Here is a 16,736-nt window from a genome sequence, read left to right on the forward strand (position 1 = left end):
TTTGAGCAATAACCCAAAATAATTAGAATATGAAAACAATAAGAACACTGCTCAAATTACGGATGATCTATATCTAAGGCCTTAAAACCTGAAATCAAATGGTCTAACATCGCACGCACACCCGGCAGCATGCCTTGTCGTGTCGCGTAGGCAACATGGATGGCCCCTTGCGGCAATTGCCATTCAGGAAATAGCCCTATTAACTCACCACTTTTTAAAGCATCACGTACAAACACTTTGGGCAAAGATGCGATTCCTACGCCAGAAAGAGCAGCAGAAATCATCGCACTAAAACTGTCAGTTCTTAAGCGTGGATGAAATTCAATTTGTTGGGTTTCACTTTTTTCACGATGTCGGAAATCCCAAAAATGTTTAGGTCGGTCAAAACCAATACACGGAAAATTTTGAATCTCAGCCAATTGCTGTGGAATTTCACGCTCGAAGAAAAGTTGTGGCGATGCCACCAAAACATGATCCCAAGCATCTAAATCTCGAACGATCAAATCACTATCCAATAAAGGCATATTACGCACACGAATGGCTAAATCTACGCCTTCCTCAATCACATCAACCCGATGATTGGTCGCCATCAGATGCACACTAATGTCTGGATATTGCTGCATAAAATCAGTGACCATTTTGGCAACAGGCATTTCCACCAAAGCCACAGGACAAGAGATTTTAATTTGGCCACAGAGTTGGTCATTCAACGTACTAAGCACAAAGTTTTCCGTTTCGCTGACTTCCTCTAAAATTTTTAAGCAATGCAAATAGAACTGTTGTCCTATTTCAGTTACTGTAAATTTTCGCGTATTACGTTGAATCAGACGTACACCCAAACGGGTCTCTAACTCTGTAATACGGCGTGATAGCTTAGACTTTGTAATACCCAATGCTTCACTGGCTTTGGTATAACCTTGGTATTTCACCACTTGCACCAAGTAGTAATAGTCATTTAAATTTTGCATGATTGTTTCATTTTTAGAATAATCTGTTGAGTTTTTCGCCCAGTCATTCCCTCACTATACCTCAATAATAGATCACAGAAGCATTAAATTGAGGGCTGAATTATGAATTCAATCAAACGTGTTTATCATAGTGATCGTAGGACTTGGGTGGGCGATGGCTTCCCAACAAACTCTATGCTCCCTATGCAAGAAATGGGCAATCAAACCAGTCCATTCCTCGTTATGGGCTATACCGGCCAATATCATTTCTCTCCAAGTCACTATCAACGTGGTGTTGGATCACATCCACACCGTGGCTTTGAAACAGTGACCATTGTTTATGAAGGTGAATTGGAGCATTTTGACTCTAAAGGAAATCACGGCAGTATTGCCAAAGACGAAGTGCAATGGATGACCGCAGGTCGAGGCATTATGCATGAAGAGCACCATTCTAAAGATTTTGCCAAAACAGGCGGAAATTTAGACATGGTACAACTTTGGGTCAATTTACCTAGTCATGCCAAAATGACTGAACCTCGCTATCAAGAACTGACTACAGCCAATATTGCTGAAGTAAAGCTTGCACAAAATGCAGGCGTGGTACGCGTCATTGCTGGCCAATTTGAAGACACAATGGGTGCAGCTGAAACCTTTAGCCCGATGAATGTGTTGGATGTGCGCTTGAATGCAAATGCTGAACAGGAATTTTCATTCAACCCACAGTGGAATAACATGATTTTTGTATTAAGTGGCGCGATCGAAATTGAAGGTCAACGCTTTGATGCGAAACAGACTTTATATGTCAGTGACCAAGTATCGTCCTTGAAACTTAAATCTTTTGAAGCAACCAAACTGCTTATTTTAAGTGGCGAAGCTTTAAATGAACCTATTGCGGCACATGGACCATTCGTAATGAATACTGAAGATGAAATACGTCAGGCATTTTATGATTTTCAACATGGTCATTTTGCTTAAATATTTCCACGATAAAGTCCCAATAAAAAAACCGCCTTCTAGCGGTTTTTTATATCTATGTTGGTATGAATTACGCATCACGCTTTCAACAGATTATTGCGTGACTTTTTGATAAAACGCATCGATTGCATTGACCATTTGATCAAGTCCCGGTTGTTCCAAAGGATAATGTCCTGCGTTTTTTAACATGACGACATCGACTGGAACTTGATGAATCCGTGCTAAAAATGGCTGGCTTAAAGCCAAAGGTGTCCAGCGGTCTTGTTCAGGCTGCGTCAGTAGAATTGGGCAGACATTAAACTGCTCCGGTGGCGTATCATTTTTATAATATAAATACGAATCTAGAAATTTAACCGATACACTATTCCCAGCTGACGTTTTATCTTTTATAAAGACCTGCAATGCCGCCTCATTATTCACCAAACGGTGCATTTTACTTACCCAACGCATCGGCATTGGCAATGCTGATAATGGTGTATGTGCTGTCACATGAGTCATTGGACTGCCCACGCGGCTCATAAATTTATTTAAAGAGACTTGATCACGCACGGTTTGATTTGAAGTGTCTAAAAAGGTCATCCCGACGATGCCTTTGACCTTTTTATTCTTTGCCGCCACGTGATAGGTCAACATACCACCAGCACTGAGCCCATACAAAACGATAGGACGATGATCTTTTTGTAGCTCAGCTTCAATGAGGTCATTGCCTGCTTGAACCCAATCATCATAACGAATTTTTGAGCCCTTTTTGACTTGGGTGAGGCCATAACCGGGCATATCAATAGCGATAGTTTCATAGCCACGCTGTGCCAAAGGATGCCCCAAAATCATCGACATTTGTCGACCATTTGTTCCTACACCATGAAACAGAATCACCTTCACTTTTGCCTGTGGATTTCGATAGGTATCTAAGTGAACAGTATGACCCTGCCAATTCCACCACTCTTCTTTAGGGCGCTGCGTTTCGGTTAAATGGTATTCTTTAGGTAGATAGGGCTGAATGTCCTGCCAACTGTTTTGATCTGCATAACTTGCTAATGGTTGTGTAGCAGGTAGCTGATCATCTGCAAATGCCATGATTGAAAGTAACGATGCAATGCCACTCATCAACCACTTAAATAAGGCACTCAAAATTTCTGATAAGGTGTCTGATTTTGGAGAAGTCATTTTTAGACAAAATATTTTATGTGTAAATGCTGATGCTAATCAGCGGCAGAAACCGATGCCATGTGTATGTGGGACAGTACTATGTCACTTTATCCAATTATCGTTTTCTCTGCAAAGTGCTTCAGAATATATTTGAAGCAGGACTTACATGCTCCTGCAATAATCGACCTTTAAAATCTTTTAACATTCAAGATTTTATCCTTTAGAAATTCATAACCTTATTTCGATTTTTAATATTGGTAACGCATGAGCCAGTCCATACCACAACGAAACCTTGTCATCTTTCTCACCTTTTTAAGATTAGGGTGTATTGCATTTGGTGGACCTGCTGCGCATTTAGTGTTGTTTTTTCAATATTTTGTGAAACAAGAAAAATGGATAACGGAGCATGAATATGCGCATTTGCTTGCCTTGACTCAAGTCCTTCCAGGCCCAACCAGTAGCCAGCTCGGCATGGCAATTGGATTTCAACTCAACCGCTATCAAGGTGCTTGTTTTGCATGGTTAGGATTTACTTTACCTTCAGCCCTGCTGATGTGTGCCGCGGCCACTTTAAGTATAAAACTCAGTAATCAACTCTCAACTTTATTCTTTCATGTTATTCAGTTAATTGTACTAGCCGTTGTTGCATGGGCATTTTGGCAAATGATGCGAAGCTTCTGTAAAACAAAATTTCAGTATCTAGTCATGCTTTTAGCTGCATTTTTTATTTATTTCTTTCAATTTTCTTTAAATCAAGTTTTGGTGATTTTATGCGCTGCAATTATCGGTTTAGTTTTATCGTCAAATCAATTACACAGCCAAAAGCCAAATATCGCCGAAACATTTCCACCCAAACATGATAATTTTAGCCGGAATGCACATGAAAATACTTGCACCTCTTGGCTATGGCTTCTCGCCTTTATCAGCCCTTTTTTCGTTCTGCCATTCTTCGATATACAACATAGCAATATATTGGCTTTCAGCTTAGAAAGCTTCTACCGCACAGCATCCCTCGTCTTTGGTGGTGGACATATTATTTTGCCATTTTTACATCAGGACTTTGTCTCTACAGGACTGATCAGTAATGAAAATTTTGACTTAGGCTATGCCCTTGCACAACTCATGCCGGGACCTTTGTTTAGTTTCGCCGCCTATCTCGGCACACTTTTACCCATGACCGATGTGCCAATCTTGAATGCCGCACTCGCGACGTTAGCGATATTTTTACCATCATTTTTATTATTGTTTGGCTTATTACCGTTTTGGAATAAATTGATGAAATACCCGATGCTTTTTGGCACCTTAAAAATAATCAATGCGGCTGTCGTTGGTTTATTACTGTGTCTACTATTTCAAATGAGCCAAAAATACATCATTCAATGGACAGACTTTATATTTGTTGCCGTCGTTATTGCTTTACTTCGCAGCAAACTGCCAGTTTGGTTCAGCTTAATAAGCAGTTTTATCGGCTATTACGCTTTTTTAACTTTTCTGCCTTTTTAAACTTAAGCAAAAAAAACTAGAACTCAAGGAGTAAATTAATCCTCATCGATTAAGCTTGCGCCCTTGACCACAGTTTTCCCCTCGACCTGATCCAGTTGATAATGCTGCACATCACTATACTGTTTGATCATTTCAACCAGTTCATTGGAATGTGTGGTCAACCAAAGCTGCGTATAGCGACTTGCTTCGGCAATCAGCATCGCCAAGGCAGGTAATAAATCGGGATGTAAGCTATTTTCTGGCTCATTCAGTGCCATAAAATTTGGGGGTCTTGGACTCAATAAAGCCACAGCTAAACACAAAAACCGTAAAGTCCCATCTGAAAATTCGGCACTTTCCAAAGGTCTTAAGATCCCTTGCTTTTGCATCATCATTTGAAAGCGCCCACCCATTTCCTGCACATAAAATTGGGTCTGCGGAAAGGCTTTTTCTAGTACTTCAAACAAGGTTTCACTGTTACCACGCTCACGCAAGGTTTCAAAAGCCGCAGCTAAATTTGTACCATCATGCGCTAAAACTGGCGAACGAATGCCCACCTGTGGGACACGGATCGGTGAATTTCCACTGACAGAAAACTCATGATAAAAACGCCAGTTTTTCATGGTCTCACGCACTTGTGAAACTTCGGGATATAAGTGTGGATCGGACAATTGTCCAAACACCGACTCTTCTGGTGTTAATGCCATCGGATAAGCAATCCGTTCTTCATCAACATTTTTAAGAAATGCCGCTTGGTTGGTTCTTTCCAACAACTCACTCATTTTTCGACGTTGATAGCCGCTTAACCAAATCCCTTCTACTTTGACCAAAGGATCGAGTGCAAACAAGGTGATGAGCGGTTCAGGAAAACCTATTTCAAGTTGATATTCATAATGCTCCATCTCCACTGCAAGCTTCATGCGCTTAGGGTCTTTCGATCGATCACCCGCACGGTGACCACCTGCCCACATGATTTTTTGAATCCCGCCCTCATTTGCAATAGCTTGGGATAATTGGCCATTTGCAGCTTCATGCAGGAGACGTACAGCTTTATATAGATTGGATTTACCACAACCATTCGGACCACTGACAATATTCAGACGCGATAAGGTCAGATTCATATGATGAATAGATCGAAAACCTTGAATGGTCACTGAACGGATCGTCATAAGCTACCTAAAATGAGTTGGAAATGCTGATGATAATGAGTTTATTGACTGTATATTTTGTATGCACTTTATTCTACCAATAAAAAACCCGCAAGCCGAAACTCACGGGTTTTTTATTGCACATTCTAAGTTCAATTCAACCTTAGAATAAGCGGTTCATACCATTCAATGTTGCAACACGGTACGCTTCCGCCATAGTCGGATAGTTAAATGTGGTTTCTACGAAATATTTAATCGTATTGTTCGGGCTATTCATCACGGCCTGACCAATGTGGATAATTTCCGCAGCATTATTACCGAAGCAATGAACACCTAAAATTTCTAAAGTATCACGATGGAACAAGATTTTAAGCTCACCCACGGTGTCGCCCGTAATTTGCGCACGTGCCAAATGACGGAAAGATGCCTGACCCACTTCATACGGAATTTTTTCTTCTGTTAACTGTTGTTCAGTTTTACCAATCGAAGAAATTTCAGGAATGGTATAAATACCCGTAGGAATATCCGTTACAGGTGCAATTCCTTCTTCACCGCTCATGTTAGAACCGGCACAACGACCTTGGTCATATGCAGCAGATGCAAGTGAAGGCCAACCGATTACATCACCCGCAGCAAAGATATTCTCTACTTCAGTTTGATATTGATCATTCACAGTTAATTGACCACGGCTGTTTGGTTTGATACCTACATTTTCTAGGCCTAAACCATCGGTATTACCAGAACGGCCGTTACACCACAAAATCGCATCCGCTTTAATTTTCTTACCACTTTGCAAGTGAAGAACCACGTGATCATCATGTGTTTCAAGATGATCAATCTGCTCGTTGTGGCGAATCAGTACACCCTGCTCACGTAAACGATATGACAATGCATCTGAGATTTCATCGTCTAAATAGCTGAGTAATTTGTGCTGTGTATTGATCAAGTCTACTTTATGGTCTAAACCAATAAAGATAGACGCATATTCACAACCAATCACACCTGCACCATAAATGATGATTTTTTGGATTGAATAATCCAGATCCAAAATTTTGTCTGAATCAAATACGCGAGGATGATTAAAGTCTAAAGCAGCAGGACGGTAAGGACGTGAACCTGTCGCAATCACTAATTGCTGGAATACTAAAGTTTCCGTCATACCTTCATTGCTAAAAATCAAAACAGTGTTTTGATCTTGGATATACGCACGGCCGTGGAAAATATCAATTTTATTACGGTCATAAAAACGTGAATGCGTTTCAACTTGTTGTTGAATCACTTTATGCGCATTACGTAACACCTGTTTCATCGTGAACTGTTTCCATTCACCGACTTTTTGGAACATAGGGTCACGTTGGTAACGTAAAATGCTTGAAACGGTCTGACGTAATGCTTTACTTGGAATTGTTCCTACATGGGTACAGTTACCACCAAGCTGTTCACGCATATCTACAATTGCAACTCGCTTACCTGATTTAGCAAGTTTCATTGCAGCGCCTTCACCCGCAGGGCCAGAACCCAGAACTACCGCATCGTATTTCACGAAAGTTCCACTAACGACCTCTTTCTTACGTGGCATTCAACGCTCCTTTACAAATATTCTTTAATCTAGGCTGTATTATGACGTATATCCTAACTTTTTTGGATATTTAGCTCACATATATTATGTGATAACCACATTTATTATATGAATATCGTTTTCCCCCTATTTAAGCTCAAGTCCGCTATAATGATCGAGCTAATTTTTTGAATATCTCCTCGTCAAAAACAGTGGAAAAGTTGAATATGTCTGAGAACCGTAAACCTGTACAGGGTGTAAAACTTCGTGGCGCAGAAAAAGTCGCTCGCATACCTGTGAAGGTCGTGCCAACGGTTGAAACGCCTCGTAAGCCTGACTGGATTCGGGTCAAAATGGCTGCCCCTGATGAAGTTCAACGTATTAAAACAACTTTACGCGCACAAAAATTACATACCGTGTGTGAAGAAGCGGCTTGCCCGAACTTACCTGAATGTTTCGGTGGCGGTACTGCAACCTTTATGATTATGGGCGATATCTGTACTCGTCGTTGCCCATTCTGCGACGTTGCGCATGGTCGTCCCAATGCTCTTGACCCAGATGAACCACGTCACATGGCAGAAACCATTGCCAATCTAGGTTTGAAATATGCCGTAATTACGTCGGTCGACCGTGATGACCTAGTTGATGGCGGCGCACAGCACTTTGTTGACTGTATTAAAGAAGCTCGAAACTTGAGCCCAAAAACACTTTTGGAAATTCTAGTTCCTGACTTCCGTGGTCGTATGGATGTTGCCCTTCGTATCATGACGGAGTGCCCTCCTGATGTGTTTAACCACAACATTGAAACTGTGCCACGTTTGTATAAAGCAATGCGTCCAGGTTCTGACTACCAACACTCTCTAAACTTATTAAAAATGTTTAAAGAATACTGCCCAGATGTACCAACTAAATGTGGTTTGATGGTCGGTATTGGTGAAACTGAAGAAGAAGTGATCGCGTTATTAGACGACTTAAAAGCACATGATGTTGACTATGTCACCATTGGTCAGTACTTACAGCCCTCTAAAGAACATGCCCCTATTGACCGTTTTGTAAGCCCAGAAGAATTTGAGCGTTACACTGCACATGGCCAAAAGCTTGGTTTCAAAAACATTTGGGCTGCACCAATGGTCCGTTCAAGTTACTTTGCTGACCGTCAATACTATGGTGAGCCAGTGCCTGCGGTACGTCGTAAAACTGATCCTGCAAAGAAAATTGCAGTTCAAGCGATTGAAGCCTAATTACACTAAGATTTAAAACATCGCAAATTAAAAGCCCTCATTGATTGAGGGCTTTTTTTGTGGCTTTCACACTAAGCCCAATTCGTTTCCCAATATAACATCTTTCGAAAATTGTGTGTTCCTTAAACAGTATCCAATATTCATCCAATATATCGAATTATCCAAGTTTACGTAATGTGACATTTCTTTGCCCGATAGGGATTGTGTTGTGATCATTTATTAATCAATCTATTGATAACACTTTATTTGCGCTTTCATTATATTCGCGCAATTGTCCAATCATACTCACCAGCCGAGTGATGCCATTTTGACAGTCTCATGCACTTTAAAATCAGAAAGACAAAAGATGAGATCATTTTAAACGCATGTAGGCTGTTTTAAACGCATAACGCTCTGGCCCTTGTCACTGGAGCCATAACAAATGCTATTTATACTCAGTGCCGTACTCTTTATTTTTGCTCTTTGGGCCGTTTTTTTCTTTGAACTTTCACGAGCTGTAGGCGCAATAACACTGATATTCGTTTCAATTGCACTCGCCTTTTTAAGCCCATGGTCATTAATACTTGGCATCCCTCTAATTGCTTTAAGTTTAATCGTGCTGATTGACCCACTGAGACTCAATCTGCTCACCAAACCTGCCTATAAATCCTTAGCAAATGCGATGCCGAGTATGAGTACTACGGAACGTGAAGCATTGGATGCAGGAACCAGTTGGTGGGAAAAAGAGCTATTTATGGGCGCGCCTGATTGGAAAAAATTTGAGGCTTATCCCTATCCTCAGCTCAGTGCTGAAGAACAATCTTTCATTGATAATGAAGTTGAGCAACTTTGTAGCATGCTCAACGAGTGGGATATTCACCATAAACATAAAGACCTCCCACCAGAAGCTTGGCAATTCATTAAAGATAATGGTTTCTTAGGACTGGTGATTCCAAAATCGTATGGAGGACGTGAATTTAGTTCATTTGCACAAAGCCGTGTCATGAGCAAGATTGCATCCCGCTCACTGACTGCCGCAGTCAGTTGTATGGTGCCCAACTCGCTTGGACCAGGGGAATTGCTTCTACACTATGGTACCGAAGCACAAAAAGATCGATACCTCCCTGGCCTTGCCAAAGGTGAAGAAATTCCATGTTTTGGACTCACCAGCCCTGAAGCCGGTTCAGATGCAGGCGCTATTCCAGATACAGGTGTCGTCTGTTATGGCACTTTTGAGGGACAACAGGTGCTCGGCTTAAACATGAACTTCTCCAAACGCTGGATTACTCTTGCACCAATTGCTACCGTCATTGGTCTGGCATTTAAACTTTACGATCCAGATGGCTTATTGAGAGATAAAAATAAAACGGAATATGGCATCACCTGCGCGCTGCTACCGGCGAGTCATGACGGTGTCATTACAGGCCCTCGTCATAATCCAGGCTCACCATTTATGAATGGGACAGTTGAAGGTAAAGATGTCTTTATTCCCTTAGACTGGATCATTGGTGGGATTGAAAATGCCGGCAAAGGCTGGCGTATGCTGATGGAATGTTTAGCGGTTGGTCGTGGCATTTCACTCCCAGCTTTGTCAACGGCAGCCGGAGAAATGGCATATTTAAATGTTGGTGCATTTGCCAAAGTTCGTCAGCAGTTTAAAATTTCTGTAGGTAATTTTGAAGGTGTACAAGAAGCTTCGAGTGATATCGCATCAGATGCTTATATGCTTGAAGCATTTCGCTATTTGGTGACTTGTGGTTTAAACCAAGGCGGCAAACCTGCTGTAATGACTGCAATGGCCAAATACTATGCCACTGAAACCATGCGGAAAGTGGTGAATCATGGCATGGACATCGTCGGTGGACGTGCCGTGCAAATGGGACCTCGTAATTTTTTAGCTTTGAATTATCAGGCCATTCCTGTGTCAATTACTGTCGAAGGTGCCAATATTCTAAGTCGCTCTCTGATGATTTTTGGACAAGGCTCCATGCGGTGCCATCCATATTTATTTGAAGAGCTACAATTACTTCAAGCCGAAGATAAAAACGCTGCACTCAATACATTCAATGAAATGCTCTTTAAGCACTTAGGCTATACCTTTAACCGAACTGCACGCGCCTTTGCTTATGCGTTCACAGGTGGCCCATCAGACTCACCTGCTTCAGCAGATGAATTTAGCCGCCCCTACTATAAAAAAATTAATCGATTCAGTGCCGATTTCGCGCTGACTGGAGATATGTGTCTTGGCCTTTTAGCCGGCGATATTAAACGTAAAGAAATGCTTTCGGGCCGACTTGCAGACATTCACTCTTATTTATTTATAGCAACGGCTATTCTTAAATATTATGAACAAGGTCAAAGAAGTGAAGCTGAACAATTACATGCGCAACTTGCATTAGATAAAGCTTTGTACAATGTCGAAGAAGCATTCCATGGCTTATTTGATAACTTCCCAATGCGACTAGCGGCAAGTGTAGTAAAAATCATCTGCTTTCCGTTTGGACGAGTTGTTGCTAAACCGACAGACCGCTTAAAACGTGAAGTTGCCACTCAAATGATGCTAGACAATACTTTCCGCCAAGAACTGAAAAAGCACGTGTATTACAGCACAGCAGCAGATGAAGTTTCTGGTCGTATGGAAAATGCCTTTTTACAATTGTTGAAAATTGAACCGCTGTGGAACCAATTTAAAAAAGCTGAATCTAAAGGCCAATTCAAAGGTTTAACTTTTGAAGCACATATAGCCGATGCAATTGCACAAAAATTCATTACAGCCTCTGAAGCTGAACAGCTCAGCACTTACAACATTCAACGTTATGACAGCATGCTCACAGATGTATTTGACATGCAGCTCATCCACGAACTTGAGTTATCCAATCCACATTTAACCGTTACACCAGAAGTGAAAAAGCAACAACACACCGATGATGAACCAGAAGCCTTCCTGCGTTATTAATCAGCTTCTGCATCGCTTTTAAGCTTTATTTCTCAAAATAAAAGCCATTCCACTGTTAAACAATGGGATGGCTTTTTTATACGACCATCAGCCAATGGTATCGCAGAGTCAAAGGTATAGGCTGTATTGCAAAATTACATCACAGAGGGTTTGCTACATGTCACAACAAGATTATGAAAATGGCTTAAAAGTTCGTACTGAAGTTATGGGTGAAAGTTTCGTCAAACGTGCGCAAGATAATACCGTGCCATTTACTCAACCTTTGCAAGATTGGATTAATGAGCATGCATGGGGTTCAACTTGGCAACGCGAAGGTGTTTTACCCCGCAAATATCGCTCACTGATTACCATTGCCTTTTTAACTGCACAAAAAAGTCCGACAGAACTCAAAGGTCATGTCCGAGGGGCTTTAAATAATGGGGCGACTGTAGATGAAATTCAGGAAGTGTTACTTCATAGTTTGCCATATTGTGGCGCACCAGCAACTCAAGAAGCCTTTCGTGCAGCGCTTGAAGTGATTAACGACTATCAAAAATCTGAATAAGATACTGCGTTATAAAACGGCTTTAGAAAACTGCGATTATCGTGGTTTTCTAAAGGGTTTCATCTTGTTTTTAACTTACGACCTTAAATGCAGTGAATCCCGAATCAAATCCAGTAGACATTAAAATTATAGAAGAATTCATTCACTTCAAATCGAACTTGATATCCCAATTCTGTAAGCTCAGCAGATAAACTTCGAATCTCTTCTAAAGCTAAATGCTTGGGTAAAACCGTAAATACGGCGGTATTCCCCTGTTTGGCATTTTCCTCAATCAGCAAAGCCAAACGTGTCTTATATAAGGCGATATCTAAATTGGCTTGACTGGATAAAACTTTGGCATATTCTGCGGGTAAAAAGCTCATATTCTTATACGCTTATCTAATTATTATTGCTTATAAATTAAGCCAAATTCAGCAAAGCGTGCAATGCATTTTTGTAATTGATATTTCAATTTCAAAGCGCATTGTTTGGCCCAAACGATGCACTTAAAAGCGATGTGCAAAAAAGGAACTCAAAAAAAATCCCTCAGGAAGAGGGATTTTCTATACTAACGTGGTAATGGAATATATTGCGAGTCACTGTTTTGAGTTTGCGGTTTACGCTCTCCTACTTGTACCGGCAATGTCATCGCCTTACCATCTCGCTCAATATCAATTTGCATAGTGCTCAATGGCGCTTGCTGTGCAACGTAATTGATTAAATGTGAGGTCGAGGTAATCAGCTCATTATTCACTTTCATGATTTTATCACCACGTTTTAAACCTGCTTGTGCTGCAGGTCCATTACGAATGACATCTGCAACAATCACACCATTCACACGTGGATCTAAAATATTTTCTTGTTTAATTGGAAGTAAACTAATACCTAACCAACCACGTACCACTCGCCCATCTTTTAAAATAGCGTTCAGCACTTGTTGGCACACTTTTGCAGGAATGGCAAAACCAATCCCCAAAGAGCCACCTGACTGCGAGAAGATCGCGGTATTTACACCAATTAAGTTCCCTGCAACATCAATTAAAGCACCACCAGAGTTACCGGGGTTGATCGCCGCATCTGTTTGAATAAAGTCTTCGTAAGTGTTGATTCCCAAATCTGAACGACCTGTAGCTGAGATAATCCCTTGTGTAACCGTCTGACCTACGCCAAAAGGGTTACCAATCGCTAGGACGACATCACCGACTTCATTGCCACTTAGCTTAAATGGCAAAACCGGTAATTGACTCATTTCAATCTTAATCACAGCTAGGTCTGTATCTGGGTCTGTACCCACAACTTTCGCTTCAGCACGACGACCATCATGTAAAGCCACAACGATCTGATCGGCCTGTGCGATCACGTGGTTATTCGTCAAAATATAGCCATCTGGACGAACAATCACACCTGAACCTAAACTATTTTCGTTTTGATTAGTTTGATCTGGAAGTTGATTACCAAAAAACTCACGGTAAACCGGATCATTTAATAAAGGATGATCCAATTGTTTCACTTTTTGCGTAGTGAAAATATTGACAACCGCTGGCGCAGCAACTTTTACCGCAGCACTATACGAAACTACACCGCCTGTACGCGACGTATCAATGAGGGGCTCAACCTTTTCTGCAGGCATTTTAACCCCATCTGGGGCAATGGGTGCTTTAGGTTTTTGAACCTGTTGCCATGTAAAGAAACCGATGATCACAAGTATTAATAATACCCAAGGTAACCATGTAAAGGTCCGACGCACGTCTATATCCTCTAAATTTTATAATTCATTGATGGCTAAATAATTTATATCGTATTGTAATGTAATATTTTCAACAAACTTAAAAATAAACACAGAGATTTGTGATTCTTTAGTTACAATTTAAACAATCGTAAATTTTGATGCATCTTTTTGAGATTTTGGACAGTATATGGCTCAGTTAAGTGAAATTATTCAGTGGTGTGACAGCACACTCAAAGCACATGAATTTAAGGACTATGCTCCCAATGGCTTGCAAATTGAAGGCTCAGCAGAAGTGCATAAAATTTTATGTGCAGTTACCGCGTCACAAACAGCGATTGAAGCCGCAATCGCAGCAAAAGCTGATTTGCTATTGGTACACCATGGTTATTTTTGGAAAGGTGAAGCTTACCCAATCACTGGTATGCGCGGCAAACGCATCAAAAGCCTGATCAAAAACGATATTTCACTCGTTGGTTATCACTTACCTTTAGATAGTCACCCTACTTTAGGTAATAATGCAGCGATAGCTGATTTGCTCGAATTGGAAAATATTGAAGCTTTAGGTCCTACTGAACGCAATCCTATTGGCAATGTTGGCTATTTAAAACAAGCAATGACTCCAGCGGCGTTTAAAGACTTTGTTTCTGAAAAATTAGGATTTAATGTCATTCACCTACCGGCAGATAAACCCTCTATTCAAAAAATTGGTTTGTGTACGGGTGGCGCACAAGACTTTATTGGCAAAGCCGCTGCATTAGATTGTGATGCGTACATTTCAGGTGAAGTGAGTGAACGTACTTTTTACGAAGCTGAAGAATTAAATGTGCATTATTATGCCTGCGGACATCATGCAACTGAAAGATATGGTGTACAACGACTCGCAAAAGCTATTTCAGAACAGTTCAATATTGAGTATAGTTATTTCGAATTAAACAACCCGATTTAATTTAAATCGTCCTGGTCTTTGGCTCAGTCCTTATACGTATATTTTCAGGCTTTATTCTGTATTGTTATTTATAAGCAATGCGCATTTTACTGCAAGAATCTATTACAATAACGGCACTTAATGTCAAAACCCAGCAAAATGCAAGGAATTGAAAACATGACAACGATTACTTTACCAGCGTTACCTTACGGTTACGAAGATCTTGCTCCGCACATCAGTAAAGAAACTTTAGAATACCATCACGACAAACACCACAATACTTATGTTGTTAATCTTAACAACCTAATCGCTGGTACTGATCTTGAAGGCAAATCTTTAGAAGAAATCATCACTGCAGTTAAAGGCGATGCTTCTAAAGCAGGCGTATTCAACAATGCAGCTCAAGTTTGGAACCACACGTTCTACTGGAACTGTATGGCTAAAAACGGTGGTGGTAAAGCTACTGGCGCATTGGCTGCTAAAATTGACGAAGCTTTCGGTTCTTACGAAAAATTCGCTGAAGAATTTGCAAATGCTGCTGCAACTCAGTTCGGTTCAGGTTGGGCTTGGTTAGTTGCTGACGAAGTAAACGGCAACCTTTCTATCCTTAAAACTTCAAATGCTGACACTCCACTTGCTCACGGTAAAGTTGCAGTGTTGACTATCGACGTTTGGGAACATGCTTACTACATCGACTTCCGTAACGCTCGTCCTAAATACATCTCTACTTTCTTAGAAAGCCTAGTGAACTGGGACTATGCAAACGCTAAATATGCAGGTCAAGCTGCTGGCGTTGAAAAATAAGTTTTAAAACTTATTCAAAAGTCAAAAAAATCACCCTTTTAGGGTGATTTTTTATGCTTTAAATATCATACTGCCACAACAAACAATACTACACAAAAGAATGAATCAAGAGCCATTACTAATCATAAAAGCAAAATATACCAAAATATTAGTGATGTTTATCTTTATCACTATAATCCAGTATGTGAGTTACTCTTATGTTCAAGAATCTATTAAATATAGCTTTAATTCAGCACTAATATTGACTGGATTATCAATTATGGAATTCGTCTTAATTTTACTTATCATCAAAAATGGACTGCCACAAATTAGATTTTTCGAAAGTCATTGTATAATTCAACTTTATATAATGAAAATTCAGTTTAACTATGATCAACTAGAAAGCATATCCATTAACAACACAAAAAGTCACTACAAACTATTACCTGTCGGTAATGAATATTTATTAAGGATTGTATTCAAACACAATCAAAATCTTTTTAATCTACTCCAAAACACCATTAAACCTGTTATGTCTTTTTCTAAATTTCATTTAGATACCTTCGCAAACCATCAAATTTTAGAAATATATTTATTATTCCAAATTATAATTCCTTTAGATCAAGAGAAACGTATAACTACGCTTAAAAATTTAAATCTACAAAATTTGACGATAAAGCAAATCAGCAACCTAGATGATATAAAAAACTTCAAAAATAACCGCTATTTAAGAAAAAATTTCTAGACTTGAACAATAAAAAAACATTCAAATAGTCATTTCATCAAATCTGCTTGACCACTTTAAAATTCATCCCTAAAATGCGCATCAGATTCTCCAATAGCTCAGTCGGTAGAGCGACGGACTGTTAATCCGCAGGTCCCTGGTTCGAGCCCAGGTTGGAGAGCCATCTATTCTTCCATAGCTCAGTCGGTAGAGCGACGGACTGTTAATCCGCAGGTCCCTGGTTCGAGCCCAGGTGGAAGAGCCAGATTCTAAAAACCCACTCATTACGAAGTGGGTTTTTTATTGCCTACTGTTTAAGCAAAGCATACATACTTTTTTGTTTTTGCTTTCCTAAAAGTATCCGTATATGTACCAAGTTGTCTGATTAGGCTATTTTTAAAACACTTAATTTGATTTTTCTGTATTTTATTTAAATCAGGCTTGACCACCCTGCCATACATCTTTAGAATCCGTTTCAGATTCTCCAATAGCTCAGTCGGTAGAGCGACGGACTGTTAATCCGCAGGTCCCTGGTTCGAGCCCAGGTTGGAGAGCCAAATTCTAAAAGCCCACGCATTATGTCGTGGGCTTTTTTTACGCTCTGACTTTTCTTTTTA

The 16,736-nt window shown here is 40.3% G+C and carries 13 protein-coding genes and 3 tRNA genes; 10 read left to right on the top strand and 6 right to left on the bottom strand.

The window, feature by feature from the left end; translation table 11 throughout:
* Nucleotides 1–56: 56 nt before the first annotated feature.
* Nucleotides 57–968 (bottom strand): LysR substrate-binding domain-containing protein, encoded by a 912-nt coding sequence (locus tag FTV03_RS06045; RefSeq protein WP_180040501.1) that lies wholly within the window; start codon nt 966–968, stop codon nt 57–59.
* Nucleotides 969–1,070: 102 nt separating this feature from the next.
* Here FTV03_RS06045 and FTV03_RS06050 point away from each other — a divergent pair, with 102 nt between their 5' ends.
* Entirely contained in the window at nt 1,071–1,922 is an 852-nt protein-coding gene (locus FTV03_RS06050; RefSeq protein WP_180040503.1) for a pirin family protein, read from the top strand.
* A 93-nt stretch (nt 1,923–2,015) separates the two neighbouring features.
* Here the strand turns inward: FTV03_RS06050 and FTV03_RS06055 are convergent, their stop codons facing one another.
* Entirely contained in the window at nt 2,016–2,999 is a 984-nt protein-coding gene (locus FTV03_RS06055) for an alpha/beta hydrolase (protein WP_257220698.1), read from the bottom strand.
* Between the two features lie 336 nt (nt 3,000–3,335).
* Between FTV03_RS06055 and chrA the strand changes: the two genes are divergently transcribed.
* On the top strand, nt 3,336–4,574 hold the full coding sequence (gene chrA / locus FTV03_RS06060; RefSeq protein WP_180040507.1) for a chromate efflux transporter: 1,239 nt from the start codon (nt 3,336–3,338) through the stop codon (nt 4,572–4,574).
* Nucleotides 4,575–4,609: 35 nt separating this feature from the next.
* Here chrA and FTV03_RS06065 read toward each other — a convergent pair whose 3' ends face one another.
* Both FTV03_RS06065 and sthA read right to left on the bottom strand, forming a co-directional pair.
* Nucleotides 4,610–5,722 (bottom strand): AAA family ATPase, encoded by a 1,113-nt coding sequence (locus tag FTV03_RS06065; protein WP_180004940.1) that lies wholly within the window; start codon nt 5,720–5,722, stop codon nt 4,610–4,612.
* Between the two features lie 142 nt (nt 5,723–5,864).
* Nucleotides 5,865–7,280 carry a Si-specific NAD(P)(+) transhydrogenase gene (gene sthA / locus FTV03_RS06070; protein WP_078190237.1) on the bottom strand — a complete coding sequence of 472 codons (1,416 nt, stop codon included), beginning with the start codon at nt 7,278–7,280 and terminating at the stop codon, nt 5,865–5,867.
* Nucleotides 7,281–7,486: 206 nt separating this feature from the next.
* On the opposite strand from sthA, the gene lipA reads away from it, so the two are divergent.
* From lipA to FTV03_RS06085, 3 genes are all read left to right on the top strand, one after another.
* The gene (gene lipA, locus FTV03_RS06075) at nt 7,487–8,500 is read left to right on the top strand and encodes a lipoyl synthase (RefSeq protein WP_180010433.1); all 1,014 of its coding nucleotides are present in this window, start codon (nt 7,487–7,489) and stop codon (nt 8,498–8,500) included.
* Between the two features lie 421 nt (nt 8,501–8,921).
* Nucleotides 8,922–11,435, top strand: a complete 2,514-nt coding sequence (locus FTV03_RS06080) for an acyl-CoA dehydrogenase (protein ID WP_180040509.1) — start codon at nt 8,922–8,924, stop codon at nt 11,433–11,435.
* 157 nt (nt 11,436–11,592) lie between these two features.
* Nucleotides 11,593–11,979 carry a carboxymuconolactone decarboxylase family protein gene (locus FTV03_RS06085; protein WP_180040511.1) on the top strand — a complete coding sequence of 129 codons (387 nt, stop codon included), beginning with the start codon at nt 11,593–11,595 and terminating at the stop codon, nt 11,977–11,979.
* 104 nt (nt 11,980–12,083) lie between these two features.
* Here FTV03_RS06085 and FTV03_RS06090 read toward each other — a convergent pair whose 3' ends face one another.
* Together FTV03_RS06090 and FTV03_RS06095 are read right to left on the bottom strand one after the other, a co-directional pair.
* Nucleotides 12,084–12,341 carry a hypothetical protein gene (locus FTV03_RS06090; RefSeq protein ID WP_180004813.1) on the bottom strand — a complete coding sequence of 86 codons (258 nt, stop codon included), beginning with the start codon at nt 12,339–12,341 and terminating at the stop codon, nt 12,084–12,086.
* A gap of 185 nt (nt 12,342–12,526) precedes the next feature.
* Nucleotides 12,527–13,705, bottom strand: a complete 1,179-nt coding sequence (locus tag FTV03_RS06095) for a S1C family serine protease (protein WP_078191894.1) — start codon at nt 13,703–13,705, stop codon at nt 12,527–12,529.
* A 169-nt stretch (nt 13,706–13,874) separates the two neighbouring features.
* Between FTV03_RS06095 and FTV03_RS06100 the strand changes: the two genes are divergently transcribed.
* The 5 genes from FTV03_RS06100 to FTV03_RS06120 all read left to right on the top strand — a co-directional run bounded on the left by FTV03_RS06100 (nt 13,875) and on the right by FTV03_RS06120 (nt 16,676).
* The gene (locus FTV03_RS06100) at nt 13,875–14,633 is read left to right on the top strand and encodes a Nif3-like dinuclear metal center hexameric protein (protein WP_180040513.1); all 759 of its coding nucleotides are present in this window, start codon (nt 13,875–13,877) and stop codon (nt 14,631–14,633) included.
* A gap of 156 nt (nt 14,634–14,789) precedes the next feature.
* The gene (locus FTV03_RS06105; protein ID WP_180040515.1) at nt 14,790–15,416 is read left to right on the top strand and encodes a superoxide dismutase; all 627 of its coding nucleotides are present in this window, start codon (nt 14,790–14,792) and stop codon (nt 15,414–15,416) included.
* Between the two features lie 811 nt (nt 15,417–16,227).
* Nucleotides 16,228–16,303 (top strand) — tRNA-Asn (locus FTV03_RS06110).
* A gap of 5 nt (nt 16,304–16,308) precedes the next feature.
* Nucleotides 16,309–16,384 (top strand) — tRNA-Asn (locus tag FTV03_RS06115).
* A 216-nt stretch (nt 16,385–16,600) separates the two neighbouring features.
* Nucleotides 16,601–16,676: transfer RNA gene (locus FTV03_RS06120), tRNA-Asn, on the top strand.
* The last annotated feature ends 60 nt before the right edge of the window (nt 16,677–16,736 follow it).

It is taken from the genome of Acinetobacter sp. YH12218, assembly GCF_013417925.1.
In the GTDB taxonomy this organism is placed as follows: Bacteria; Pseudomonadota; Gammaproteobacteria; order Pseudomonadales; family Moraxellaceae; genus Acinetobacter; species Acinetobacter amyesii.

Bases quoted from the DNA above. Each gene is read 5' to 3' on its own strand.
- FTV03_RS06045 (WP_180040501.1), bottom strand. From the start codon at position 968: ATGCAAAATTTAAATGACTATTACTACTTGGTGCAAGTGGTGAAATAC.
- FTV03_RS06050 (WP_180040503.1), top strand. From the start codon at position 1,071: ATGAATTCAATCAAACGTGTTTATCATAGTGATCGTAGGACTTGGGTG.
- FTV03_RS06055 (WP_257220698.1), bottom strand. From the start codon at position 2,999: ATGGCATTTGCAGATGATCAGCTACCTGCTACACAACCATTAGCAAGT.
- chrA (WP_180040507.1), top strand. From the start codon at position 3,336: ATGAGCCAGTCCATACCACAACGAAACCTTGTCATCTTTCTCACCTTT.
- FTV03_RS06065 (WP_180004940.1), bottom strand. From the start codon at position 5,722: ATGACGATCCGTTCAGTGACCATTCAAGGTTTTCGATCTATTCATCAT.
- sthA (WP_078190237.1), bottom strand. From the start codon at position 7,280: ATGCCACGTAAGAAAGAGGTCGTTAGTGGAACTTTCGTGAAATACGAT.
- lipA (WP_180010433.1), top strand. From the start codon at position 7,487: ATGTCTGAGAACCGTAAACCTGTACAGGGTGTAAAACTTCGTGGCGCA.
- FTV03_RS06080 (WP_180040509.1), top strand. From the start codon at position 8,922: ATGCTATTTATACTCAGTGCCGTACTCTTTATTTTTGCTCTTTGGGCC.
- FTV03_RS06085 (WP_180040511.1), top strand. From the start codon at position 11,593: ATGTCACAACAAGATTATGAAAATGGCTTAAAAGTTCGTACTGAAGTT.
- FTV03_RS06090 (WP_180004813.1), bottom strand. From the start codon at position 12,341: ATGAGCTTTTTACCCGCAGAATATGCCAAAGTTTTATCCAGTCAAGCC.
- FTV03_RS06100 (WP_180040513.1), top strand. From the start codon at position 13,875: ATGGCTCAGTTAAGTGAAATTATTCAGTGGTGTGACAGCACACTCAAA.
- FTV03_RS06105 (WP_180040515.1), top strand. From the start codon at position 14,790: ATGACAACGATTACTTTACCAGCGTTACCTTACGGTTACGAAGATCTT.